Here is a 25,901-nt window from a genome sequence, read left to right on the forward strand (position 1 = left end):
GCATGTTTTGGGCGCTTGCCTTGTCCATGTTTCATGACTCTGTCCGCTGTAGTCGCAGTCCTGATACTACTTCAATGAATATAAATATACGGAGGAGATGTCATCATTTTGTGTAGTTTTAATACTCAATATTAGATTGTCTGTTTACAGGAAGGAGCTAAATATCATATGAAGCCTCCAGAAGAGGGTACGGAAAAAGTACTGTTTATCGTTCTTTTTATCTTGCTCGTGATTGTTCTTCTTTATTTATAGAACGTATCTAAAAGTCCTCAGATCCGGCGTACTCCCATCCTGCTTCCACAGTATGATCTTGTTGGAAACATATACTGTCTGTCGCCGGATACATAACCTTCCGATTATTAACAAACAATGAATATAGGATTACACACATTGGCATTCAGCCGGAGCTTTGAACCATTTTCACATAGAGGAGGTCTTGTATCTTGCCAGCTCAATCTGCATCCGAAAGCGAAAAAAAATCGTCGTCCCTGTCCATGGATGAAAAGGAGTACAAAAAAGTCGCAAAAAAACATGAGCCGCCTCGGCCAATCCTGAAAAATTGCCTCAAAGCATTTCTGGTTGGGGGTACCGTCTGTTTGATTGGACAGGCCATTCAAGAGGCTTTTATGGCCGGTTTCGATATGACATCGAAGGAAGCTTCCAGTCCTACGGTGGCGGTCATGATTCTCATATCGGTTATTCTAACGTGTCTCGGCGTTTACGATAAAATGGCTCAATGGGCAGGAGCGGGAACGGCTGTACCGGTTACCGGATTTGCCAATTCCATGTGTTCTGCTGCACTGGAACATCGTGCTGAAGGACTGGTGCTCGGTGTAGGGGCCAACATGTTCAAGCTTGCTGGTTCCGTTATCGTATTTGGTGTCGTGGCAGCATTTGTCGTAGGCATCGTATACGCCTTCTTGGGATTCGGAGGTGGGCATCTATGAAGCGTCTGGGTCGCCAAACGTGGCAGTTTGAGAATCGTCCACGCATTATCGGTAAAGCAGCAGTTGTAGGTCCTGACGAAGGCAAGGGTCCCTTGTCATCTGATTTTGATTATGTCTATGACAATCTTGAGATCGGTGAGAAGACGTGGGAAAAGGGAGAACGCAAACTGCTCGAACAGGCCTCCCAACTGGCTTTGGTTAATGCAAATATCACCAAGGAAGAGCTTCACTTTTTTGTGGGTGGAGATCTGATGAACCAGATTATCAGCAGTTCCTTTTCAGCGCGAAAACTGGGTGTGCCTTACCTGGGTGTCTTTGGAGCCTGTTCTACTTCCATGGAAACATTAGCGTTAGCGTCCATGATTGTTGACTCCGGAGCTGGCGATTATGTCCTTGCAGGAACGGTGAGCCATAACTGCACGGTCGAGAAACAATTTCGGTATCCGACGGAGTATGGCTCCCAGAAGCCGCCTTATGCGCAATATACCGTTACAGGATCAGGGTGTGGTGTGGTCTCCCGTACGGGTGATGGTCCCGTTGTTACCAAAGCCACTATTGGACGCATTATGGATTTGGGAATCAAAGATCCTTTTAATATGGGTTCAGCCATGGCGCCAGCAGCAGCCGACACTATAATCTCTCATTTCAGGGATACGGGATTGGAACCCGGCTATTATGATCTCATTGTGACAGGGGATCTGGCTTCCGTCGGTCTGCCAATTACGAAAGAGCTTTTGCAAAAAGAAGGCATTCCCATGGAACAGACGGTTTTTAATGACTGCGGCCTGATGATCTATGATCGGGAGAAACAGCCTTATGTTGTTGCCGGGGGCAGTGGATGTGGGTGTTCTGCCACAGTAACCTACGGTCACATTTTGAATCGGATGCAGAAAGGTGATCTCAAACGGGTGCTGGTTGTAGCTACTGGGGCGCTCTTGTCCCCGCTCTCATACCAGCAGGGTGAAAGTATTCCCTGTATTGCACATGCCGTAGCTATAGAAAAGGAGGGATAAATGAAATGCAGTTCTTGTGGGCATTTATCGTTGGCGGTTTGATCTGTGTTGTAGGACAGCTTCTGATGGATGGTGTCAAACTGACACCGGCACATACGATGAGCACACTTGTTGTGGCAGGTGCGCTTGCGGATGCATTTGGCGTGTATGACCCCTTGGTTAAATTTGCAGGTGCGGGTGCTACCATCCCCATCACAAGTTTCGGTAATTCCTTGGTGCACGGGGCATTGACGGAGTTGGAAAAAGAGGGATGGCTGGGTGTGATTACAGGGATTTTCGATCTGACTGCGGCGGGGATTTCGTCAGCGATCATCTTTTCTTTTCTCGCGGCATTGGTTGTTAGACCCAAAGGCTAACATAGAATGAGAAATCTACTTGAACATATTGCGATTCAGCAGAGGCTTCGGATAACTTCTATCCGGGCCTTTTTTGTCGTATTCATGCGAGAACTGCGGTGAATCTGACGGGCTGGAAACAAATTGTGAGTTTCTTCGAGTGTACTCACGCCCGTGGATCATGTACAATAAAAGGAAATCTGTATGCTTTTTTAGGAGGTTAGACCACATGCCTGTGCGCAAAGAGTCGATCCAAATCATATCCGCAGTTCGTTCAAATCTGGAATCCTGCATTATGGGGAAATCTTTTGAAATTCAACTTTTACTTACAGCTTTGCTTGCAGGCGGGCACGTTCTGATTGAAGACGTACCGGGAACTGGCAAAACGCAGTTAATCAAGGCATTATCGAAATCCATGCGTGGTGAGTACCGACGTATTCAATGTAATCCTGATATTTTACCTAGTGATATTACGGGCGTATCTGTGTTTCATCCGAAGGAAGAGCGTTTTTATTTCCGTCCAGGTCCCGTTATGACCAACATTTTGCTGGCTGATGAGATTAACCGGGCTACAACAAAAACCCAGTCGGCTCTGCTCGAAGTGATGGAGGAGCGCAGCGTAACCGTTGATGGCGATACGTATGATCTGCCACATCCATTCATGCTCTGTGCAACTCAGAATCCGATTGATTTTGAAGGTACGTATACATTGCCGGAAGCCCAACTCGACCGGTTTATGTTGAAAATAAGTCTAGGTTATCCCGATAAAGAAATTGAGAAAATCCTATTGAAACAGCATCAGCTCGGTCAGCCTGTAGATCGCCTTGAATCCGTGACTCATATGGACCAGATCTCGGCAATCCAGCAGGAGATTAAAGAGGTCTTTATCGGTGATCCGGTTATGGACTATTTGCTTGATGTTGTTCGTCAAACCCGCTCCCACCCATCTGTATTGCTGGGTGCCAGCCCACGGGCAGCCATATCGTTCATGATGGCCGTAAAAGCCTTTGCTTTCTTGCAGGAACGTGATTATGTGCTTCCGGATGATGTGAAAACGATGGCCCCTTATGTGATCTCTCATCGTATTGTGCTTCGTCCCGAATCGAGACTGGACAGTATGAGTTCCGAGGCCGTTTTGAATGCCGTACTCCAGCAAGTACGCGTGCCCGTCTCCATGGGGCAATAGTTCATGAAGCCGCTTTTGAGAACAGTCAATAGAGGGTTACGCCACCCACGCGTATGGAGCATCGCAATGGTGTGGATGTGCTGTCTGGCTTATGTTTTGTTTCAGGGCGGGAAGACATCCCTTATGTTGCTGTCGATGGTGACCCTGCTCTGTGTGTCCCTTGCCATTGCTGGATTTAGCGGGGTAAGACGTGCTCAAGGAGTTCGTAGGTTATCTTCTGGTCCAGACCACGAAGAATTGCTACATGCGGGTGACCAGGTTCAAGTACAGCTGAGTCTGACGATTCCGGGATTCCTCCCGCTTCCCTATGTTGTTGTGCGTGAAATGCTGCATCGGCATAACGGAGAATCGTGGTCGTTCAAGGAAAGTTTGATTCCCAATATGCGAGGTAATGGCGAGTTGTCTTTTCAGACACCACCACTTGAGCGGGGGAAGTATGTTTTTTCAGAAACGGAATGTGCCAGCGAGGACATATTTGGACTGATTGAACATCGAGGAAAGTTTAAGGCCAAAGGTGAGTTTCGCGTACTGCCAAGAACGGTATTTATTCCATATTGGCAGCTTTACGACCGCAAATCACGGTTATCCGGTCCTCAGACGGCGTTAACCCGTTCACGGAGAGAGACCACTCAGATCAATGGTGTACGTGACTACGTATACGGAGATCGACTTTCCCGCATTCACTGGAATGCAACGGCAAAGACAGGGAACTGGAAGTCCAAGGAGTTTGAACATGAGTCTGTGCCCAAAACCGTTCTGGTTCTGGATGCGCTGGCATCAAGTTATGAACATGGGGATGCATTTGAAATTGCCGTTTCCACGGCTGCCTCTCTGCTGGAGTATGGTGTCAGGGAACGAATGGGGATGGGGTTGTTGACATTGTCAGACCAGACATCCTTCATGGCCCCCAGTGAAAGTCTGATGGAACGACAGAAGATGATGCATCATCTGGTGGATATTCAATACAACGGTCAGGATACCCATCTGTTGCCCGGCGTGGAAAGAATCGCACGTCAACTGCCTCAGGGAGCTTACTTTGTCGTGATTTCTCCCCAGAAGGATGAAAAAATAATGGAGCTGTTGCGCTGGGCCGATACGCGGGGCATGACTCCATGTCATATTCTGATCGATACCAGTGAATCTCGCCGGAGTGCCGAGTGGAATGCCATGTTGCGTGGAAGAGGCACGAGGTCATTCACTGTTTCTCACTTGCAGGAGCTTCCAACGGTGATGGGGGGAGGTTCTGTATGAGTACAAAAGGAAATGAAAGTGTTACAGGCAAACGATCCTGGTATCATGCAGCGTCATTGCTCTGGATTTTCCTGATTGGAATGCAGTGGATTTCATTTACGCAGGAATCGTGGTACACGGAGACCACTTCTCTGGTGTTATGGACACTTGCAGCGGTTAGTGTGCTGGAGGTCATTCTGCCCTTCAAAACGATCTATCGGGCGATCATCAAGGCGGTCGTTGTTGGTTACATTTTGCATAAAACGCTGATTGATTATACGGTATACATCCCTTATGGCTCTTTAACGGACCGAGCGGAGCAATTCATATTACACATGACGCCGTACATCTGGTTCTCCCTGTGTGCATGGGTGATGCTTGAAGCTGCGCTTCGACTCGTGACCACCACACGTCGCATTCTTGTTTTTTTGGGTGTTAACATCATTTCGATGGGGATTCTCGATTCTTTCACTCAGATTCCACTCTGGATTGAAATCGCGTGGGTGATGTTTGCGGGGATGGGATGGCTCGTATGTCAGCATTTCCGTAACTATCAGCTACAGTATCCACAAGGTTGGAAACGAATCATCCGGTATCCTTATAAAGTCCTGGCCAATATTGCCATTATCTTTTCTTTGATTATTGTAGCCAGTGTTAATATGCCGGAGATTCCACCCACCTTGACGGACCCATATACGGCGTGGCGTAACTATACCGGAACTTCCACAAGTCAGGCTGGTAACGGAAACCTTGATATTCCCGCGGCTACCGAATCGGGATACAGCAGGGAAGACAATCAGCTTGGTGGAGGTTTTAACTTCGACTATACCCCTGTCATGTCTGTCACGACCAATGAGCGCAGTTACTGGCGCGGTGAGACACGTGCAGAGTATACAGGCACAGGTTGGGATGACCGTGGACGGGGTACGACAGATAATGTTCAAGCTGGACAGCCTCTGGAGAACCAAGAATCCGGTAATGTGAATACCAAACAAGTGACTCAGAATGTAACGATGCTGAATGATAATGTCTATCCGATTCTCTTTGGTGCTTATTCGATCTCGGAAGTGAGCTCAATTAATGGTGAGGACAGAACGGAACGGATGTTGTGGAATGCTGAACAGGCTGAACTGCATGTGGTGACAGACCGTCAGCAACCACAGTATCCCAAGACGTATACTATCGTATCGGAAGCCCCTGTGATTGTGGAAGATGAGCTTCGTACGAAGTCATTTGAAGATCTGTATAACAGTAATCCGGCAGATGATATGTACTTGCAGTTACCATCCCGTTTCCCTGACCGGGTTTCGAATCTGGCAGCCGAGATAACGGCATCTGCGAATACTCCGTATGAAAAAGTGGCATTACTGCAAAACTATTTACAAACTAATTTTGAATACACAAACAATCCGGATTTATCTCGAAAAGTAAGCAGCGACTTTGTGGAAGGTTTCCTGTTCGATATTATGGAAGGCTACTGTGACTACTTCTCCACTGCGCTGGTGATGATGGCGCGCTCGGAGGGCATTCCTGCAAGGTGGGTTAAAGGTTATGCGCCTGGACAATTGTCCCTGAATTCGGACATGCAGGCCCCACGTCAACCTGGTGCGGAGATTGAGACGACCTACACCGTTACCAATGCAGATGCACACTCCTGGGCAGAGGTTTATTTTGGTGAGTATGGCTGGATTCCTGTTGAAGCAACGCCGGGCTTTGATATGCCGCTGCTGACGGAACAGCCTGATGTACAACCTGTAGATGAGCCTGAAGAAGAGCCAGAAGAGGAGCCGGTACAAGAGGAAGAGCAGACCCCTGCACCTGAGCAGACATCGTCTGCCATCCCGACTTTTGTTATCTGGGCTGCAGGAGCCATTATTGTATTGTGGGTAGCATATATGTTCTGGCGTAATCGTTTCTCTATGCGATTCTTCCTGCTTCGTTTACGGACAGGTGGACCGCTCACCCCTGAACAGAAGGTAGTGGCAGAGACCGAGCGTTGGATTCAGTATGTGAAACGCAAAGGGTTGACCCGGAGCGGAGACGAGACACTTCGGGAATCGGTAGCCCGCTGGAGCCAGGCAAAACCTGCTGCAGAAGCAACATTGTATGAGCTTCTCACGAAGTTTGAACAGACTCGTTACAGTCCGGCGTCCGTAACTGCCGACGACTGGAAGGGCGTCTATCAGACCGCCTTGAAGCTGCGGAAGGAACTGAAAGCGGAACGGGCATAGTTGTTGCCCGTCCCGTTTTTCCTTTTTTCCTATGCCATCAGGCGCTGTATGCATTTTCAGGAAAGACGGATTTGTGATATAGTGTGTCGTATGAAACTGAGGTGACTTCTTTGTTTAAAATGTTAATGCCCAAGCTGCGTGTAGACACGGTTTTTGACATTAATCTGGAAGAGCTGTACGCTCAAGGCTACCGTGGAATTATAACTGATCTGGATAACACACTCGTTGGAGCCAAAGCCCCTGACGCTACGCCCGAACTGATTGAATGGTTTGCACGTGTGAAACAGGCAGGCTTCAAGCTGATGATTGTGTCCAATAACAATTTGAATCGTGTATCCCTGTTTGCGACCCCGCTGGATATCCAGTTTGTGCATAGTGCACGCAAACCATCGAATGTACCGTTTCGTAGAGCAATGAAAATGATGGAGTTATCTCCTGAAAACACGATTGTAGTAGGCGATCAGATGCTTACGGACGTTTATGGAGGGAACCGAATGGGGTTATATACCGTTCTGGTACTGCCAATCTCCATTGGGGACGAAGGATTTATGACCCGCTTCAATCGACGCGTGGAACGGATTGCTCTAACGAGTTTACGCAGGAAAGGCTTATGGCTTGAGGAGGAAAAGAAGAAATGACAGAACCGCATAACGGCAATCTTGCCGTAAGGTGCAGCGGATGCGGCGTGCATCTGCAAACAGAAAATTCGGAATTACCAGGGTTTATTCCTGAGAAGGCACTGGATCGTGAACCGGTTATATGCCAGCGCTGTTTCCGTATCAAAAACTACAATGAGTCATCATCCGTTACAGTTGATCAGGACGAATTCCTGGCGCTGCTTAGCAAAATCGGGGATAAGGATGCACTTGTCATCCATATCGTTGATTTGTTTGACTTTGATGGCAGTATTATCTCCGGTCTGCAACGTTTTGTAGGCAACAATCCAGTATTGCTTGCTGTGAACAAAACGGACTTGCTTCCGAAAGTCACCAACTGGAACAAGGTTCGCAACTGGGTACAGAAGCAAGCCAAAGAACAAGGTTTGCGTACCGTCGATGTAGTCTTGTGCAGTGCAAAGCAAAATCAGGGCTTCGACCGACTGCTTGAGCTTGTAGGAACGTATCGCGAAGATCGTGACGTGTACGTGGTAGGCGGTACCAATGTGGGTAAATCCACACTGATTAACCGTCTGATTCGTGATTACAGCGATCTGGAGCAGGAACTGACCACATCCCGTTATCCGGGAACAACGCTGGATATGGTGAACATTCCGTTGGATGATGGAAAATATATTATTGATACGCCTGGAATCGTGTATCCATGGCGTTTCAGTGAGATTGTTTCACGTAAGGATCTCGCTGCCATCATGCCGGAAAAACCGCTTAAACCGGCTGTTTATCAGTTGAACTCCGGTCAGACGCTGTTCTTTGGCGGCATGGCTCGATTTGACTTTGTGGAAGGTGATCGCCAGTCGTTCACTTGTTTCATCAGCACTGCGCTTGATATTCACCGGACGAAGCTGGAGCGTGCAGATGACCTGTACCGCGACCACCTGGGAGAATTGTTGTCTCCGCCAACCCGTGAGGATGCAGCTGAGATGGCTGAATGGACCAGACATGAATTCCGCATCAAACGCGGCAGTCAATCGGATGTATTTATCTCTGGCTTGGGCTGGATTAAGGTTAATGGCGATATTGGAGCACTGGTTGCGGTTCATGCTCCAAAAGGCATTCGTGTTCAGATTCGCCCATCCTTGATCTAGTGTAATCTCAGAACCTGTACATCAGATGGATCGGAGGCGGACCTATGTCTGAGCAGAAAAAGTTCAACCCTTCACTTCCCGTGTTGCTTGGCGTCATGGGTGATCCTATTGCTCACTCCAAGTCTCCGGCAATGCACAATGCGGCTCTGCAGGCTGCAGGAGTGAATGGCATGTATATGCCACTGCATGTTCATCCGGATCAACTGGAAGCGGCAGTTCGCGGAATTGTGGCACTGGGGTACCGTGGTGTCAATGTCACCATCCCGCACAAAGAGCAGGTGATGCAGTATCTGGATGTGATCGATGAAAGTGCTCGTCTCATTGGTGCGGTGAATACCATCGTTAATGAAGGTGGAACACTGACAGGGTACAATACCGATGGTATTGGTTATGTCCGATCGCTGAAGGAAGAGGCTGTGCCTGAGCTTGCGGGTAAACGTATCGCTGTTCTGGGAGCAGGTGGAGCAGCGAGAGGTGTCATATATGCACTTGCATTGGAGAAGCCTGAACGCATCCACATTCTGAACCGTACAGCGGACAGAGCTATTGCACTTGCTTCGGATTTGCGGGGCCATGGCTTGGGAGAAATCTCGGGCAGTGGCATGGAAGACGCTGCAACGGTACTGGCTACGGCTGATATCGTCATTAACACAACGGCTGCCGGAATGCATCCTCATGTAGATGACGTACCGGTTGATCCTGCACTGATCCGTGAAGGAGCAGCGGTGAGTGATCTGATCTACAATCCGCTGGAGACCCGTCTGCTTCGAGAGTCGCGGATGCGAGGATGCACGGTGCACGGTGGTCTGGGTATGTTTGTATACCAGGGCGCAGTGGCCTTTGAACATTGGCTTGGCATCCCGGCTCCAGTGGAGACGATGAGACGTGCGGTACTAAACAGTTTTGAAGTGTAAAATGATATTAAGAGTACATGCAGACGACGAGTGCAGAACCAATCTGAAGAAACGAAGTGGTCGCTTAAAAGCTTTCTGCAAGAAAGCTGCTTCGGAAGCATAAGCTATCACCGGATTTTCCCTTTGTGAAAAGGGATCAGAAAAATCTGGGGATAACAGCGATCGGAAGATGGTACTGCAATCGGAGTCACCTTGTGTACTCAGTGATCATTTTTACCATTGAAAAATAATAATTGAATGGTCAGGTCCGGACAGTTTTTGCGCTGTCGATCAGGGCCTGCTCAACATAAGGAGTATGGAGTATTCATGTTAAACGGTAAACAAAAGCGCTTTTTGCGGTCACAGGCACATCACCTGACCCCTGTATTTCAGATTGGTAAAGGTGGAACCAACGAGCACCTGTTCCGTCACATCGAAGATGCGATTGAGAAGCGTGAATTGATGAAAGTGCAAGTGTTGAACAACAATGACGAGGACAGAAAAGAGATGGCAGAAGAAGTTGCCCGTGAAACGGGAAGTGAGCTTGTACAACTCATCGGTAACACAATCATCCTGTACAAAGAATCGCGCGATAACAAACAAATCGAACTACCTAGGTAAGGGAGCGTGACGCGGGTGAAGATCGGTATCATGGGTGGTACGTTTGATCCGATCCACATGGGACACCTCCTGGCAGCTGAAGCGGCAAGGGACTCGCATGCACTGGATGAGATCTGGTTCATGCCTTCCCATGTTCCACCTCACAAACGCGGAGCCGGAGCTTCGGGACAGCAACGTCTCGATATGACGGAAGCGGCTGTGAAGGATGTGCAGCAATATGAGGTGCTGGGCATCGAGATGGAATTGGGCGGAGTGTCTTATACCATCGATACGATGAAGGAACTGTGGCGTCGCCATCCTGAACATGAATTCTATTTCATTATCGGGGCGGATATGGTGAACTATCTTCCCAAATGGGAGCAGATTGAAGAGCTTGCAGAACGCTTAACCTTTATCGGAGTTGGTCGGCCGGGCTTCCAGTTACATCTGGATGATTTACCAGACGAGTTACAGGATCGGGTCCTGCTGGCCGAGATGCCCTTGGTCGATATTTCATCGACAGCCGTACGCAGACGTCTGGCCAAAGGACATTCGGTACGCTTCATGATTCCTGATGAAGTACACCAATACATTGTAAGGAGCGGTTTATATGGCACTAAGCCGTGAGGAACTGATTCAAGCCGTATCCGGACAAATGCCGGAAAAACGCTGGAAGCATACACTGGGTGTGATGGAATCGGCAGTGAAGTTGGCTGTAAAATATGGTGCTGATCCTGTAAAAGCTGATCTGGCAGCGATCCTGCATGATGTGGCGAAGTACTGGCCCGTAGCGGAGATGGAAGCGGTCATCCGCGATAACGGATTAAACCAGGAACTTCTGCAGCATGACAAGCAGCTCTGGCATTCCGAAGTCGGTGCTTTTGTAGCCAAGCGTGATTACGGTGTGGAAGATTCCGAAGTTATTCATGCCATCCGGTGGCATACCTCGGGTCGGGTAGGCATGAGCTTACTGGACAAAGTGGTATGTCTTGCCGATTACATTGAACCGGGACGAGATTTCCCGGGAGTGGATCACATTCGCGAACAGGCTGAACGTAGTCTGGAGGAAGGTTTAATTGCCGGATTCGATTCGACGATCAGCTTGCTGATCTCGCAACGCCGTGTCATTTATCCTTTGACCATGCTTTCGCGGAATGACTTAATTGCACAATTATAGAGGTTGTTCAAAAAGTCCACTTTTGATTACGAAGGATCTTTTTGAACACACAATTATAGATTATGGAGGTTGGTTCATGACATTATCATCGAAAGAACTTATGAATATGGCGGTTGCTGCCGCTGACGACAAAAAGGCATCCAATATTGTAGCATTGGATCTGATTAATGTTTCCCTGGTGGCGGATTATTTTGTTATTTGTCACGGGAATTCCGATACACAGGTACAAGCCATTGCCACTGAAATTCGCAAACAGGCTCATGCAGCTGGAGCGACGATCAAAGGTATCGAAGGTATGGATTCCGCACGTTGGGTACTGATGGACATGGGCGATGTTGTTGTTCATATCTTCCACCGCGACGAGCGTGAATACTACAACATTGAACGACTCTGGTCTGATGCCAAAGTGGTGGAAACTGTATGAGTTTGATTGCTGGAACAGTCGTCTCTTTGCCGGTTTCACGTGAAGTGTCTCCGTTTGGCTTCTTTTTGACGACAGGATCGGAAGATGTACTGCTTCACTACACCGAGTTAACGCGGGATATTAAGATTGGTGAGACGCTTGAGGTATTTGTATTCTTTGATACAGAAGATCGTCTGGCCGTAACGATGAAAAAGCCTTATCTCATGCTTGGCGAAATGGCACGACTGGTTGTGGCTGATGTTCACCCACGACTGGGCTGTTTCCTGGAAATGGGACTTGGACGGCAATTGCTGCTTCCTATTCGTGAACTGCCTGAACTGGAAGAACTGCGTCCCCGTGTGGGGGATGAAGTCTTTGTGATGATGGAACATGATAAGCAGGGACGTCTGCGTGCCAAATTGGCCGGGGAACGTGAACTTTCACCATTGTCTTTCCATGCTCCAACTTCATGGTTAAACGAGTGGGTTGAAGCGACGGTATACAAGCCACTGCAGATGGGTACTTTTGTACTTGTAGAGGGCGGTGTACTGGGCTTTGGCGCGATTGGTATGATTCATTCATCCGAACGTAGTCATATGCTGCGTCTTGGTGAGAAAGTTAAATGTCGGGTGACACTGGTACGTGAAGACGGGCGTGTGAATCTGGCCATGACTCAACTCAAACAAGTTGGACGTAACGAAGATGCAGACAAGCTGCTCGCTTTCATGAAAGAACGCCCTATGGGTGGCATGCCATACTCGGATGCAACTCCGCCGGATATCATCAAGCAGCGCTTTGGCATCAGTAAGTCTGCTTTCAAGCGTGCCTTGGGCAAATTGATGAAGGACGGACTGGTGATCCAAAAGGAAAGCTGGACGTATCTGTCCGAATCTGCTCCTGCGGATCAAAGTGAAAATAAGTAATTTTCTTGATTAAATAGTTGTAATATGTAGCTCGGATAAGGCAGGGATAGGCTGGGTAAACACCGGATGCCCCTGTCTTTGCTTTTGTTAGCAGGATCGGAAAATGAAATTGAAAGTGCGGTGCCTGACATGTCTTACCGGAAATTTGCCTATGTGTATGATGAATTAATGGAAGATATGCCTTATCCGGACTGGATAAGGTTTGCAAGAACAGCATGGGAAAAGCATGGAATGCCCAAAAGTGTCGCTGAACTTGGCTGTGGAACGGGCTCCATTACGATCCCGCTCGTGAACTCCGGTTTCGAAGTTACAGGCATTGACCTCTCATCCGATATGCTGTCGGTTGCGCGCAGCAAGATGGAGGCCACGCCTCAGGGTCATCGCTTGTATCGCGAGGGCAGTGTCCGTTGGGTGCAGCAGGATATGCGGGAATGGCGAGTTCCGGAACCTGTGGATTCGGTGATATCTTTCTGTGATTGCGTCAATTATCTGCTTGAACAAGAAGATGTCGTTCGAACATTCCAGCGGACATACGAAATGCTGAAGCCTGGTGGAACGTTCCTGTTTGATGTGCATCATCCCAATACCCTTATTCGTTATGATGAGGAGCAGCCTTTTGTACTGGATGAGCGCTCCGTATCTTATATTTGGACTTGTGATCTGGACCAGGATCGCTGTGAGATTGAGCATCATCTCAGTATTTTTTCGCGTGTGGATGATGGTAACAAGGATATGTACCAGCGGTTTGAAGAAGTTCATGTCCAGCGTGCATATAATCCGGACTGGATGAAGCTGGAGTTATCCAAGGCAGGTTTTAGAGACGTGAAGGTATATGCGGATTTTGAATGGAAAGAGGCCGGAGACAGCGCACAGCGCTTGTTCTACGTTGCTGTGAAGTAAGAGCGAATAATGAGAACTGTCCTTATGTATGGTGCATAAGGGCAGTTTTTTTGTTTGATTTTTTTGGAGAATGAATAAAAAGCTTCTGCAATCCGGCAAGGAACTGCTAGGAAAGACTTACAAGCGTGACAAAAAGTATTGCCAGTTAAAGTAAAGGAGGCGATAATAGTCGGATAGAAATCGTTTTCTGAGAAAATAAATCAATAGTCGAGGTGAGGTGTAGAAGTGGAAAGTACATATAAGACAAGACTTTCGTCAGAACAGTTGAATGCCATAATAAAGCAGCATTTCTCTGCAAGTATACAGGACTACAAGGAAATGGTGGATGGCTGGGCCAATCATGCATATCTCATCACACTTAGTGACGCACAGCGAGTGGTACTCAAAATCGCACCGTCGGCTTCGACAAATCTGATGCGTTGTGAGCAGGATCTCATGATTGCCGAGGTTGAGGCACTACGCCTCATCACGGAGCTACAGGATGTTCCCGTACCCCAAGTGCTAGCTTATGATGACTCGTTAACCATGGCTTCAGCGCGTTATTTTATCATGGAGTACATGTCTGGAACACCCTATAATCAGGTCAAGGATCAGTATTCTGCGGAAGAGCAGGAGGCCATTGAACACCAGCTCGGTCGGTACAATCTTCGAATTAATGAAATCAAGGGCGAGAAGTTTGGATATTTCTCGGAGCAAAAACAGCGTTATTCCACATGGAAAGAAGCATTTATGAATCTGATGGATGACATTCTTAACGACGGTGAAGAAGCCGGGATTACATTTTCGATCGATTACCCTGAATTGAGACGCTTGATTGGAGAAAAATCGAATGTACTGGACGATGTCAAAGAACCTGTGCTTGTCAGTTGGGATCTGTGGGATGGCAATGTTCTAGTAGACAAAGGTCGCATTACAGCGATTATTGATTTTGAACGTTCACTGTGGGCAGACCCTCTGATGGAGCATTATTTCAGCCATTTTAACTATACGCCTGGTTTTGTGAAAGGGTATGGGCATGCGATTACAACTGAAAGTGAATTGAAAAGAAGAAGTCTCTATGACTTGTACTTTGATCTGGTGCTGCGCATTGAGTGCGCTTATCGTCAATATGATAATCAGGAACATGTGAATTGGACCATTCATAATCTGGAGGAAGGCATTGAGCGTTTTCGGTTATCCTGAAAAGAAACCAGCGTTATGAACGGTACGAAGCGTAGACTTCAAGATAGCGATTATAACGTGTAATATTGACTTTGGGCTTGCTTTTTTATATAATGTTCCCGATATTGTATACATATTTCGATGATAAGGATCAGTAGTAATTCCTGTACATAACAGAGAGCCGGCGGTTGGTGCAAGCCGGTTGACAGTGATTTGCGAACTCGCCTTGGAGAAATGCGGTGATTACACCATTCTGTTTAACCTGCTTGTATAAAGCTTGGGGTCAGGAATGGAAATCCGCATCGGTTAACCGCCGTTATAGGTCCAAAGGGAGTGGATGACGAAGCACGTTCGTCCGCTAACTAGGGTGGTACCACGGGAATTCAACCTCTCGTCCCTAGCGCTGCAAACGCTACGGGATGCTGAGGTTTTTTTGTTGCAATTAAAGCTAAAGCGTATAACCTGAAGGAGGAACAATAGATGAGTGAGAATAACCAGCCGAAACACGGCTATCAGCCACAAGTCATGGAAAAAAGTTGGCAGCAATACTGGGATGCAAATAAAACGTTTAAAACGGGTGAGGACCCTGCTAAACCGAAATTTTATGCACTGGATATGTTCCCTTATCCATCCGGTTCAGGTCTGCACGTAGGACATCCGGAAGGATATACGGCAACAGATATCGTTTCCCGATACAAACGGATGCGCGGTTACAATGTATTGCACCCAATGGGTTGGGACGCTTTCGGTCTGCCTGCTGAGCAGCATGCACTGGATACAGGTGAACATCCACGAGATATTACATTCCGTAATATTGACAATTTCCGTCGCCAGATCAAATCGCTTGGTTTCTCCTATGACTGGGATCGTGAGATCAGCACAACGGACCCTGAATATTATAAATGGACACAATGGATCTTTATTCAGCTGTACAACAAAGGTCTGGCTTATGTGGATGAAGTTGCAGTTAACTGGTGTGAAGCCCTTGGAACGGTACTTGCTAATGAAGAGGTTATTGATGGCAAGAGTGAACGTGGTGGACATCCGGTTGTACGCAAACCGATGCGTCAATGGGTTCTGAGAATTACCGAGTATGCAGAGCGTCTGTTGGAAGACCTGGAAGAGCTGGATTGGTCTGAAAGCATCAAGGATATGCAGCGCAACTGGATCGGTAAATCGACAGGTGCGGAAGTTGTATTTGCCATTGAGGGTCGCGAGGAAGTCATCAAGGTGTTCACTACCCGTGCGGACACATTGTTCGGTGCGAGCTTTGCAGTACTTGCTCCAGAACATGAATTGGTAGAAGCAATTACAACCGATGACCAACATGAAGCTATGCAGGCTTATCAGGAGCAGGCTTCTCGTAAAAGTGATCTGGAACGTACAGATTTGGCCAAAGACAAAACAGGTGTATTCACTGGAGCTTATGCAATCAACCCTGTTAATGGTGCAAAACTGCCGATCTGGATTGCTGATTACGTTCTTGCAGGTTACGGTACAGGTGCGGTTATGGCAGTTCCGGGTCATGATGCACGTGACTGGGAGTTTGCGAAGCAGTTCGGTCTGGATATCATCGAGGTTATTCAGGGTGGAGACGTTACACAAGAGGCGTATTCGGGTGATGGCGCGCATGTGAATTCCGATTTCTTGAACGGACTGAACAATGAAGAAGCGGTTGCCAAGATGATTGCTTGGCTGGAAGAGAACGGTAAAGGACAAGGGAAAGTGACCTATCGTCTGCGCGATTGGCTGTTCAGCCGTCAGCGTTACTGGGGTGAGCCAATCCCGATTCTGCATCTGGAAGACGGAACGATGAAGACAGTGCCGGAGGATCAACTTCCACTGCTGCTGCCTGATATCGACCAGATCAAACCTTCGGGTACAGGAGAATCACCACTGGCGAATGTTACGGAGTGGGTGAATACGGTAGATCCGGAAACGGGAATGAAGGCACGTCGTGAGACCAACACCATGCCACAATGGGCGGGTAGCTGCTGGTATTACCTGCGCTTTATCGATCCGCACAATGACAAGGAACTGATCTCCAAGGAGAAACAGCAGCAGTGGCTGCCAGTTGATCTGTACATTGGGGGAGCAGAGCATGCGGTGCTTCACTTGCTGTACGCTCGTTTCTGGCATAAAGTGCTGTATGATCTGGGCGTTGTGCATACGAAAGAGCCTTTCCACAAACTGGTGAACCAAGGTATGATCCTGGGCACGAATAATGAGAAAATGAGTAAATCCCGTGGTAATGTCATTAACCCGGATGTAATCGTTAATGAATTTGGTGCAGATACATTGCGTCTCTACGAGATGTTCATGGGACCATTGGAAGCGACAAAACCGTGGAATGCAAACGGGGTTGAAGGCATGCACCGCTTCCTGTCACGCGTATGGCGTCTCTTCATTAACGAAGACACAGGAGCTATCAATGACAAGATTACGGTGGACGGTGGAACGGACGAGTTCAAACGGACAGCTCACAAAACGATCAAAAAGGTTACGGATGATCTGGAACACCTGCGCTTCAATACATCCATCAGCCAGCTGATGATCTTCATCAATGATGCATACAAAGCCGATACACTGCCTCGTGAAGCCATGGAGAACTTTGTGCAGCTGTTGTCACCACTGGCACCGCATATGGCAGAGGAACTGTGGAGCCGTTTGGGTCATGAAGGTGGAATCTCTTACGTGGCTTGGCCGGAATATGATGAGTCCATGACAGTGGATGCGGAAGTGGAAATCGTTGTTCAGGTTAATGGTAAAATTGTAACCCGTGCTACGATCGCCAAAGATCTGGATTCACAAGGTATGCAGGACTATACGATGGAACTGGCACCTGTTAAGCAGGCGCTGGAAGGCAAGACCATTCGTAAGGTCATTGCCGTTCCAGGCAAACTCGTTAATATTGTTGCCGGTTAATCTCACCGGCTCGGAATAGTTCATCCAGCTTTAACAAATCTTCATCATATTTGTCATGTGTCGTGTGGATCAGGCTGTCGAAAACGCCGTCAAGACTAACCTTCAGCAGTGCAAGTGCCTGAGCGGTAATACCGCCAGGTACAGCGACACGAGCCTGAAGCTCTTGCGGAGTGTATCCTCCTTCGGTGAGCAACTTGCCTGTTCCCAGGAGCATTTCGCCAGCCAGAGCACAGGCATCTACCTTTTTAATGCCTGTCAGCTTCACTGCACTTTCGATCCACTGTTCCAAAAAGAACGATATGAATGCAGGTCCGCAGCTGGAGAAGTCGGATGTGATTCGTGTACAGGCTTCATCCACTTGGTACGGCCTGCCTATATGACTAAGCAGACTTTCCAACACAGCGCGGTCTTCACTGGTCATTCGTTCGCCATGTATGCAGAGGGATGCTCCACTGCCGACTTGGTGTGTTACGCTGGGAATTACCTTGGAGACTTTGCAAGGAAGTGAAGATTCCAGATGCCGCAGCTGCACGGGACTGGTGATCGAGACAATTATATGATTGGGATTCACGACAGGCAGGATGTCGTCAATAACATGTTTGAATTCAAGCGGCTTCACGCACAGGAAGATGATATTACTTCGGATCACCGTTTCCCGATTGCTCTGGGATTCATGCAGACCGGGGTAACGGAGGGATAACTGACGTACTTTGGACGGGGTTCGATTGCTGGCCGCGATCTGCCGGGGCTCAAGTGCACCCGATTGGATCAGGGCATAAATCAACAGGCTGCCCATGCTGCCGGTTCCGATAAATCCAACCTTCATTGTTTCAGGCCTCCTTTCATGCTTTACGGTACTGGCGCAGTTCATTCCCTCTATTCTATGCGTGAGGACCTGTTTCACATGACATGAAAAATGCACAACTTGTTTTATCAGGAAAGTTCAACGGTTCGGAAGCACCGCCCGTGTTCGAAATGAATGATTTTGAATTCAGGGAGAGGTGTGGAAGAATGAGATGGAATAAAGGGATGACCATTGCTGCTGCGGTGGTTGGAAGTATACTTATATTATGGTCGGGCAAAAGTGAACAACCACCTAGTGGCTGGGAACCCTTGCAGCTCGGCACCGAGAAGCCGACGATAAAGCAGGAACTCCCTGCTGTACAGTCGGCTACTTCGGTTCAGGGCAATACAGGAGCATCTTCGGGAACGGATGCAAGTGGGATGCAGACTGGGAATGATGCAAAGGCAGATAAGTCTAGAGAGTTTTCGAGCGTTGGGGTTGAAGGTGATTCAGTTGTTCAAACTACAAGTCAGGCAAATGATAATCCACCGGACACCTCAAATTCGATTGAACCAGTTACGCAAAGTACGAATTCGAATCCCACGGTTACCTCCGAGACGGGTTCGAACAGTAATCCACCTGTAGTTCGTGAGGAAGCTAGCGACAATGGCAAGATTGATGTGAATACCGCTCCTGTCTCCAAGCTTATCGAGCTTCCCGGAATTGGGGAGAAGAAAGCTCAAGCTATTGTGGACTATCGGAATGCACATGGTCCTTTTGCGAAAGTCAGTGATCTGACAAAGGTCAAAGGAATCGGGATGAAGATGCTGGAGAAGATGGCGCCGTATGTGCAGATCCGGTAAAATTAGAATGAAAATTGTATTAAGCGGGAGGAAAGCAGCATGAGTACAGAGGTACGCAAGGACTGGGATACGTATTTTATGGACATCGCGTATATGGTTTCCACCCGTTCCCGCTGTTCGCGTCGTCATGTGGGTGCCGTTCTTGTTCAGGGAAAGAAACTGCTGGGAACAGCCTATAATGGTGCACCCACCGGCGTCCCGGATTGTTCTGAAGCAGGTTGCATGATATCGGAAGAGTATGAGTTGGTCGTGACCGATGGGCAAGAAGAAATGGTGAAAAAGCAACGATGCATTCGCACAATTCATGCGGAGCAAAATTTGCTTTTATTCACAGATCGAATCGACCGCGAAGGCTCGTCCGTGTATGTGACCGATGAACCTTGCTGGACATGTGCCAATATGCTGGCGAATAGCGGGATTACAGAAATCGTGTTTCATCGTTCTTATCCTAAAGATACCGGCAAGGTTACAAATATGATGGAACAGAAGGGCATAACGTTCCGCAGGCTGGAGAATTACCAGCCCCCGCGTGAAACGATGATGACCGTGAGCAATTAATGTAAATATGATCGAATACGTGAGGGAGAACCTCCGGCAAGCCTGAATTGGCTTTCCGGGGGTTTTTCTGCGTTCAACGGGTGAAATGAAGGAGGGGTAGAAATGAAAGGCAGACCATTATTAAGTTTTACGATTTGTTGGTTGTGCGGGAGCGGGATAGCATGTGCGTTAACAGTCTGGACGTTAATCTGGGGGTTAATTGGAGCGCTGGCATGTTTGCCACTTTTACTTCGTTTTATGGATGTGCGTGGATGGTCTGTTTTATTTTTACTCGCTGCCTTTATTGGAGGTGCTGCACATTGGGAGTGGAATGACGTACGCAATCATAGCGGTCTGCCGGAGACTATGCGTATCGCTACTCATGAGTTGGACGGTATGGCAGCCGAAATTCAGGGTGAGCTGGTGTCAGATGTACGTATTGACGGAGATCGGGCTGACTTTAAGATACAGATGTCTTCAATATTGCCAACATCGGATTCGTTAGCAGATACAGATCTGGCAACAGCATCATCTGCATTCAACATAGATGAACAATTGATGGTACAAGTCAGACTGTTGGAGGAAGAAGAACAACAGGTAGCAGCGGGCTGGAAGAGGGGCGATTTGATTACGCTTAATGGTTCTTTTGTCCTTCCTGGTGAAGCGAGGAACTTTGGCGGGTTTGATTATCGCAGTTACTTGCGCACCCTGCATATCCACTGGTTGTTCAAAGTGAAGGGAGCCAGTTCGGTAACAGCAGTTGCTCCTGAGAGACTTGGACAATATAACGTACTACGGTGGACGGATTGGACTAGGCATAAGTTGGGCTCGGCGGTTGAGCAGTTATTCCCTGAGCCTCATGCAGGTTATATGAAGGGGCTTATTATCGGGATGGCTACTGATATCGATCCAGGTACCTATGGTCATTTTTCACAATTGGGTCTAACGCATATCCTGGCAATCTCCGGAACCCATGTCGCTGTATATGTTGCTTCGTTGCTTCTCATTCTATCTTGGCTAAGGCTTACCAGAGAGACGGCACTCACGATTGTTCTGATCCTGGTGCCAGCTTATGTACTGTTATCCGGTGGTTCACCTTCAGTCATTCGAGCAGGGATTATGTCCATGATTGGTATGTACATGGCACGTCGTGGTCTCGCCAGAGACGGCCTTCAGATGATTAGTGCAGCAGCATTGTTGATGATGTGGTGGAACCCTTATTTTTTGCTGAGCGTTAGCTTTCAGTTATCCTTTCTCGTGACCGCAGGTTTGATGATCTATATGCCACTGATTAATCGGCTGTTCAGCAACTGGCCGAAATCTCTGGCCGCAACAGCATCCGTTACCGTGACCGCTCAGCTGATTTCGTTCCCAGTAACCATTCTCTATTTTAATCAGTTCTCATTACTCTCATTTGTGGCCAACTTTCTGCTTGTTTCTTTGATTAGCGCCATTGTATTACCTCTGGGGACGGTCGCCATGCTGTTATCATTTATATGGGTTCCCTTGGCGAAACCCCTCGCATGGATAGCGATGCAACTGAATCAACTGACTTTTGTAAGCGTGGAGTGGATGAACAGCCTGCCAGGTTTTGTATTGATCTGGGCAACACCGCCCTTGTTATGGATTGCCGCATATTATGCTGTGTTGTATGCCTTACTCTACCTCTTGCATCGTGGCAATGGTGAGCAGCAAGAAACAGCGTTCATTGAGGAAGAGACGGCTCCTCTTGTGAGGCCACAACCTTCAGTTTCAATGGCGAATATGGGCATTCGCTCTTCGATGTCTACCGTGGTACAGGATCAAGGTAAGAACCGTGTAGATGGAAAAGAAACTTCATTAACGACATTAGGGGCCAGTATTGCCTGGCCGGAATATACAAGTGCATTTACCGCACGAGGTGCAGGTTATTATTCAATTGAACGAATGAGTAAAGCTCAGCAATGGTTGTGCGGTTTGCTCGCGCTCAGCTTTGTTGCTGGGTTGTGGTGGGCATATCAGACTCCGAAGCCTGCTGGAACCGGCATCGTGCAGTTTTTGGACATTGGGCAAGGGGACAGCACGTTGATTACAACCCCGGAAGGCAAACACATTCTGGTGGATGGCGGGGGAACAGTTAGTTTTGGGAACACCGAACAATCTTGGAAAACAAGACGTGATCCGTATGAGGTAGGTGCCAAGGTGGTTGTTCCTTTATTGAAAAAGAGAGGTATCCATCAACTGGACGCTGTCATTGTAACGCATGCTGACCAGGATCATGCCGGAGGACTACAGGCTGTGCTGGAACAGATTCCGGTTAAACGTTTCATGTTTAATGGAACGACCAGTGGTAAGGATAACTTTGATAAGTTACTGAATACAGCCATGAAACGGAAAATTCCTCTGTACGCCATTCAGCAGGGCATGTCCTATAAGGCTGATAAGGAGACGAGTTTACATTTTATAGCTCCGGATCTGGCACATATGGATGTAAATGTATCGAGCAGTTTGCCTGTATCTGAACATCAAAATCATGATTCCGTTGTCTTTTTGCTGGAAATGGCCGGGGCTTCCATGTTGTTCACCGGAGATATGGATGCAGCAGCCGAGCAGGACCTGCTCTATATGATTCAGGATGGCTCGTTGGCTGCCCAGTTTGAACAGAAAGGTGCAGATCTTGGAGTTACAGAGGGAGTTGTACAAAGGATACTATCCCGCCCGTTGCAGGATAATTCAAATAATGCTTCTTCAGCATCTGTCTCCATTGACGTTCTAAAGGTCGCTCATCATGGGAGTAAAACGTCTTCAACCGAAGCCTGGCTTCAATACTGGAACGCCAAAACCGCTGTGATATCTGCAGGAGTTAACAATACATATGGGCATCCCAATCCGGGAGTGATGGAACGTCTGGAGGCTACCGGGTCAGATATCCATCGGACAGATCAGATGGGAGAGGTTCAGATGAGGGTGAAAGATGGGAAGATTGATATTCGGTACAAGTTGGTCGGGGTTGAGTGACGGCACGCGATCTATTTATCGGTGTGAAGATGAGTGAAGAAAACTCCAATTTAATACCAACTGGAAGGTTAAAAAGACAAGAGAACATACAACAATTTGGATAGTCTGAGCGGAAAAAGTATTGAAGTTAAGTGTAAATATCGAGTAGATGATCCCACCTATGAAGCCTATATATTCTGGTTACACAAAGAGGCAGTGTAATTACCAAGCTCTTAATCACAATTATTTTCTCAGAGGTAGCCTTCAATAGAGAGATCAAGGAAATTATATTTACTTGAGGAGGACTCATTAATTAACCATAATTTATTATGCGAATTTTTTCTTCAATATAAGACAGATTGTCAAACCAAGTGCGACAGTTCCTCTGTGAAAGATTCGTGAGCGGTTCTCCAACCCAAGCATTTTCGTGGTCTGTGGTTAATTAGATCTAGTGAAACGGCGAGATCCTCATCCTCCACTTTAGCGAGATCAGTGCCTTTCGGGAAAAACTCTCGAAGTAAGCCGTTCGCATTTTCATTGGAACCGCGTTGCCAAGACGAGTATGGATCAGCAAAATAAACGTGCAAATCATAGCTTTTTTCCAGATTGGCATAGCATGTAAACTCTTTTCCTTGGTCAGCCGTGGCTGTGAGGAAAGTGCCTGCGGGATACTGCGACATGGCTACACCAAGCGCAATTTCCATGGACAAAGCGGTGCGATCAGGCATGAGAATGGCGGTATATAGACGGGTTTTGCGTTCAATGAGCGTGGCTACACATCCTTTACTTTCCCCACGACCCGATACGACGGTATCCAGTTCCCAGTGCCCAAACGTTTCCCGGGAACGAACCTCTTTGGGACGATCTGAAATCGATCTGCCAATCTCGAATTTACCGCGAGTTTCTGCAGGTTTCTGACGCTTCCCTTTGTGCCGAAGGACCTGTAACGTGCCTCGAACCAGACGCCCAGCGTAGAGCCAGCGATAGATGGTTTTAAAGGAAACCGACGGCAGGCCTTGGATACGAAAACGTTCCGAGATTTGCTCTGGAGACCACGTTGCCTGCAGTTTTTCCTCTAAGGAAATCGCTATGGCTTCGGACCATTTACCAGATGAGATTGAAGCTTGACGACGCTCGACATAAGCGCTCTGAGCCTGCTCTGCCTGATAGGATTGCGATGAAGTAGCACGATCCAATTCACGACAAATCGTCGAAGGATGCCTTCCTAATTCTTTTGCGATAGCTCTTGAACTTTGACCTTGCCGATGGAGGATTTCTAGCTTGCTGCGCTCAACTATGCTAAGATGTGTGTAGCTCATGGTGGATTCTCCTTGTGTAAATGTGGTGTAGGAACTTTCATTTTACACGAATCCGGCCATGGGCCATTTTTATTTATTTCCAGCAGGTGTCGAACTTCATATTACAATCCGTCATAAAGATAGAGTCGGTTGTACGTAATTAAAAATTTTAAGTCAAAAAATAGGGAAAAATATGCTACTACATTTCGTATCAAGCGTCTTATAATACGGCAATTCAATTTTATGGGGATGCATAAAATTTCTGATGAAATATGTCCCTTAGCAAAAGAATCTCAATTCAAACTAGACATAAAATGGTAGAGATGGTATATTGAAATTGAATTTTAGAAAAAAATAGATTTGGAGGAAATAAAATGAATAAATGGAAAGTTGTCTTTTGTGGTTCATTACTCTCTTCTGTCCTAATGTTAAGTGTCTCAGTTAAAGCTGCAACATTCTCTGGAGGTTTCACTACAGGACATCTAACTTACGGTGTAGGTTCAGGCGGTTCGTCGTCTATTGCTAGCACAGCTTCTAAACAATGGAATGGCGTTAGTTCGAAAGTATCTCTAACATACTCGAGCGCAACGAATCAATATGGCTCAACTGCTAACATTGTTACATACTTTAATTCAGATCCCCCTCCAATGACTGGTGATTTTGGTGTAATGTATCCTTATAAGAGTTGGACCGGCACTTCAGCTTCCCCAGCCAGTGTTGATGATATATGGGTGAAAGCATCAGCGTTTCAATATACTAATTCTCAACTCAATGATACTACTAAAAGAACAGCTACTGCCACACATGAGCTCGGGCACGCATTAAGTATTGCTCATACATCGGAAGATGCAGTAATGAAGCAGGGAGTAAAAACATCCTATGCTTTAAAAACATATGATATAACAAATTTGAAGGCTAAATGGGGGAATTAATAGTGGTAAACTATAAAAAACTAAGTATCGCTTCCTTGTTGCTGCTATCTGTTATCTTAATTTTCCAATATACAAATGTTTCAACGAGTGTTTCTGCTTTTTTTTCGAATAAGCCAATAGATATCAAACTACATGGCAGTCATGAAGTTTTTGATTACAATGGGCTGGTAGAACGTGCACAGGTCATTGCTTTAGTACAGGTTAATGATAGTCTCTCTAAAAATAATAGTACTATTCAATATATTGACAATTCACCAATGATTAAATATCACTATGCAACAAGAGATGTACAGGTTATAGAATACTACAAGAATGAATTAGGGTTAGGATCGACTATAGAGTTTAATGAACCTGCGGCAATTACATTAAATAATGAATACCTGCATTCAGAAGAATATGATGCTCTCGAAAAAGGAAAGAGCTATATTGTATATCTCTCCAATGACAATGGCTTAAATGAGTTAAGTATTATTAGCCATAATAATGGCGTGGTTTATTTAGATGAGTTCGATCATAACGAGTATAAGGATGTTGCTGTTAAGAGTGTTTTACTAGCGAATCAAATCGAACTACCTAAGGATGCCGCTATTGAATTTTCTAGTTCAGAAAATATCGCATTTAATTCAAAGCAACAAGAAATCTCTGAAGCAAAGAACAAACATTTAAATATATCTATAAATAAATATTTCAATGAAGGAACAAAAATGGAATATTATAATGTTGGAGGAATAGAGTTTTCTATAAACGAAAATCAATAGCAACAACGGGCTACCATCTACGATGGGGCCCTTTTGATTAGATTGCTTTCTTTAGTAATCTCCTTTA

Annotated in this window: 24 protein-coding genes and 1 other annotated feature; of the genes, 22 read left to right on the forward strand and 2 right to left on the reverse strand. The window is 46.9% G+C overall.

Annotation, left to right across the window (positions count from 1 at the left end; all coding sequences use genetic code 11):
• Positions 1–494 precede the first annotated feature (494 nt).
• The 17 genes from spoVAC (at position 495) to leuS (ending at position 17,686) form a co-directional block, all read left to right on the forward strand.
• A complete protein-coding gene (gene spoVAC, locus D829_RS0102090) occupies positions 495–947 on the forward strand; it encodes a stage V sporulation protein AC (protein WP_047844446.1) in 453 nt (150 codons plus the stop codon).
• Positions 944–1,960 (forward strand): stage V sporulation protein AD, encoded by a 1,017-nt coding sequence (gene spoVAD, locus D829_RS0102095; RefSeq protein WP_017687178.1) that lies wholly within the window; start codon positions 944–946, stop codon positions 1,958–1,960. The genes spoVAC and spoVAD overlap by 4 nt, the downstream gene beginning before the upstream one ends.
• Positions 1,961–1,965: 5 nt before the next feature.
• Positions 1,966–2,316 (forward strand): stage V sporulation protein AE, encoded by a 351-nt coding sequence (gene spoVAE / locus D829_RS0102100; protein WP_017687179.1) that lies wholly within the window; start codon positions 1,966–1,968, stop codon positions 2,314–2,316.
• A gap of 208 nt (positions 2,317–2,524) precedes the next feature.
• On the forward strand, positions 2,525–3,481 hold the full coding sequence (locus D829_RS0102105; RefSeq protein ID WP_017687180.1) for a MoxR family ATPase: 957 nt from the start codon (positions 2,525–2,527) through the stop codon (positions 3,479–3,481).
• A gap of 123 nt (positions 3,482–3,604) precedes the next feature.
• Positions 3,605–4,732, forward strand: a complete 1,128-nt coding sequence (locus tag D829_RS0102110) for a DUF58 domain-containing protein (protein WP_036660115.1) — start codon at positions 3,605–3,607, stop codon at positions 4,730–4,732.
• Positions 4,729–6,942: a transglutaminase domain-containing protein gene (locus D829_RS0102115; RefSeq protein WP_017687182.1), complete on the forward strand. Its 2,214-nt coding sequence runs from the start codon at positions 4,729–4,731 to the stop codon at positions 6,940–6,942. Before D829_RS0102110 ends, D829_RS0102115 begins: the two co-directional genes overlap by 4 nt.
• Before the next feature lie 110 nt (positions 6,943–7,052).
• Positions 7,053–7,580, forward strand: a complete 528-nt coding sequence (locus tag D829_RS0102120; protein WP_026080962.1) for a YqeG family HAD IIIA-type phosphatase — start codon at positions 7,053–7,055, stop codon at positions 7,578–7,580.
• On the forward strand, positions 7,577–8,704 hold the full coding sequence (yqeH, locus tag D829_RS0102125) for a ribosome biogenesis GTPase YqeH (protein ID WP_017687184.1): 1,128 nt from the start codon (positions 7,577–7,579) through the stop codon (positions 8,702–8,704). Before D829_RS0102120 ends, yqeH begins: the two co-directional genes overlap by 4 nt.
• 44 nt (positions 8,705–8,748) lie before the next feature.
• Complete coding sequence (gene aroE / locus D829_RS0102130) at positions 8,749–9,618, forward strand: shikimate dehydrogenase (protein WP_017687185.1); 870 nt, start codon at positions 8,749–8,751, stop codon at positions 9,616–9,618.
• Between the two features lie 306 nt (positions 9,619–9,924).
• Positions 9,925–10,218 carry a ribosome assembly RNA-binding protein YhbY gene (gene yhbY / locus D829_RS0102135; RefSeq protein ID WP_017687186.1) on the forward strand — a complete coding sequence of 98 codons (294 nt, stop codon included), beginning with the start codon at positions 9,925–9,927 and terminating at the stop codon, positions 10,216–10,218.
• Positions 10,219–10,233: 15 nt separating this feature from the next.
• Positions 10,234–10,824 carry a nicotinate-nucleotide adenylyltransferase gene (locus D829_RS0102140; protein WP_017687187.1) on the forward strand — a complete coding sequence of 197 codons (591 nt, stop codon included), beginning with the start codon at positions 10,234–10,236 and terminating at the stop codon, positions 10,822–10,824.
• Positions 10,808–11,374, forward strand: coding sequence for a bis(5'-nucleosyl)-tetraphosphatase (symmetrical) YqeK (yqeK, locus tag D829_RS0102145; RefSeq protein WP_017687188.1), 567 nt, complete (start codon positions 10,808–10,810; stop codon positions 11,372–11,374). The genes D829_RS0102140 and yqeK overlap by 17 nt, the downstream gene beginning before the upstream one ends.
• A 76-nt stretch (positions 11,375–11,450) precedes the next feature.
• A complete protein-coding gene (rsfS, locus tag D829_RS0102150) occupies positions 11,451–11,798 on the forward strand; it encodes a ribosome silencing factor (RefSeq protein ID WP_017687189.1) in 348 nt (115 codons plus the stop codon).
• Positions 11,795–12,700, forward strand: coding sequence for a S1-like domain-containing RNA-binding protein (locus D829_RS0102155; protein WP_017687190.1), 906 nt, complete (start codon positions 11,795–11,797; stop codon positions 12,698–12,700). The genes rsfS and D829_RS0102155 overlap by 4 nt, the downstream gene beginning before the upstream one ends.
• A gap of 129 nt (positions 12,701–12,829) precedes the next feature.
• Positions 12,830–13,600, forward strand: coding sequence for a class I SAM-dependent methyltransferase (locus D829_RS0102160; protein ID WP_036660118.1), 771 nt, complete (start codon positions 12,830–12,832; stop codon positions 13,598–13,600).
• Positions 13,601–13,825: 225 nt separating this feature from the next.
• Positions 13,826–14,782 (forward strand): aminoglycoside phosphotransferase family protein, encoded by a 957-nt coding sequence (locus D829_RS0102165; RefSeq protein ID WP_017687192.1) that lies wholly within the window; start codon positions 13,826–13,828, stop codon positions 14,780–14,782.
• Positions 14,783–14,893: 111 nt separating this feature from the next.
• Positions 14,894–15,163, forward strand: a binding site (T-box leader).
• A 78-nt stretch (positions 15,164–15,241) separates the two neighbouring features.
• Positions 15,242–17,686: a leucine--tRNA ligase gene (leuS, locus tag D829_RS0102170; protein ID WP_017687193.1), complete on the forward strand. Its 2,445-nt coding sequence runs from the start codon at positions 15,242–15,244 to the stop codon at positions 17,684–17,686.
• Here leuS and comER read toward each other — a convergent pair.
• Positions 17,667–18,512, reverse strand: coding sequence for a late competence protein ComER (comER, locus tag D829_RS0102175; protein ID WP_017687194.1), 846 nt, complete (start codon positions 18,510–18,512; stop codon positions 17,667–17,669). The genes leuS and comER overlap by 20 nt on opposite strands.
• A 185-nt stretch (positions 18,513–18,697) precedes the next feature.
• Here comER and D829_RS32295 point away from each other — a divergent pair, with 185 nt between their 5' ends.
• From D829_RS32295 to D829_RS30260, 3 genes are all read left to right on the forward strand, one after another.
• Positions 18,698–19,333, forward strand: coding sequence for a helix-hairpin-helix domain-containing protein (locus tag D829_RS32295; RefSeq protein ID WP_017687195.1), 636 nt, complete (start codon positions 18,698–18,700; stop codon positions 19,331–19,333).
• Between the two features lie 39 nt (positions 19,334–19,372).
• Entirely contained in the window at positions 19,373–19,891 is a 519-nt protein-coding gene (locus tag D829_RS0102185; protein ID WP_017687196.1) for a cytidine/deoxycytidylate deaminase family protein, read from the forward strand.
• Positions 19,892–19,993: 102 nt separating this feature from the next.
• Positions 19,994–22,867 carry a ComEC/Rec2 family competence protein gene (locus D829_RS30260; RefSeq protein ID WP_017687197.1) on the forward strand — a complete coding sequence of 958 codons (2,874 nt, stop codon included), beginning with the start codon at positions 19,994–19,996 and terminating at the stop codon, positions 22,865–22,867.
• Between the two features lie 341 nt (positions 22,868–23,208).
• On the opposite strand, the gene D829_RS0102195 is transcribed toward D829_RS30260, so the two are convergent.
• On the reverse strand, positions 23,209–24,165 hold the full coding sequence (locus D829_RS0102195) for an IS30 family transposase (protein WP_017687198.1): 957 nt from the start codon (positions 24,163–24,165) through the stop codon (positions 23,209–23,211).
• A 353-nt stretch (positions 24,166–24,518) separates the two neighbouring features.
• Between D829_RS0102195 and D829_RS0102200 the strand changes: the two genes are divergently transcribed.
• The gene (locus D829_RS0102200) at positions 24,519–25,076 is read left to right on the forward strand and encodes a hypothetical protein (RefSeq protein ID WP_017687199.1); all 558 of its coding nucleotides are present in this window, start codon (positions 24,519–24,521) and stop codon (positions 25,074–25,076) included.
• A gap of 2 nt (positions 25,077–25,078) precedes the next feature.
• Positions 25,079–25,834, forward strand: coding sequence for a hypothetical protein (locus tag D829_RS0102205; RefSeq protein WP_017687200.1), 756 nt, complete (start codon positions 25,079–25,081; stop codon positions 25,832–25,834).
• Positions 25,835–25,901: the final 67 nt, after the last annotated feature.

Origin of the sequence: Paenibacillus sp. PAMC 26794 (assembly GCF_000316035.1) — a bacterium.
GTDB lineage: Bacteria > Bacillota > Bacilli > Paenibacillales > Paenibacillaceae > Paenibacillus.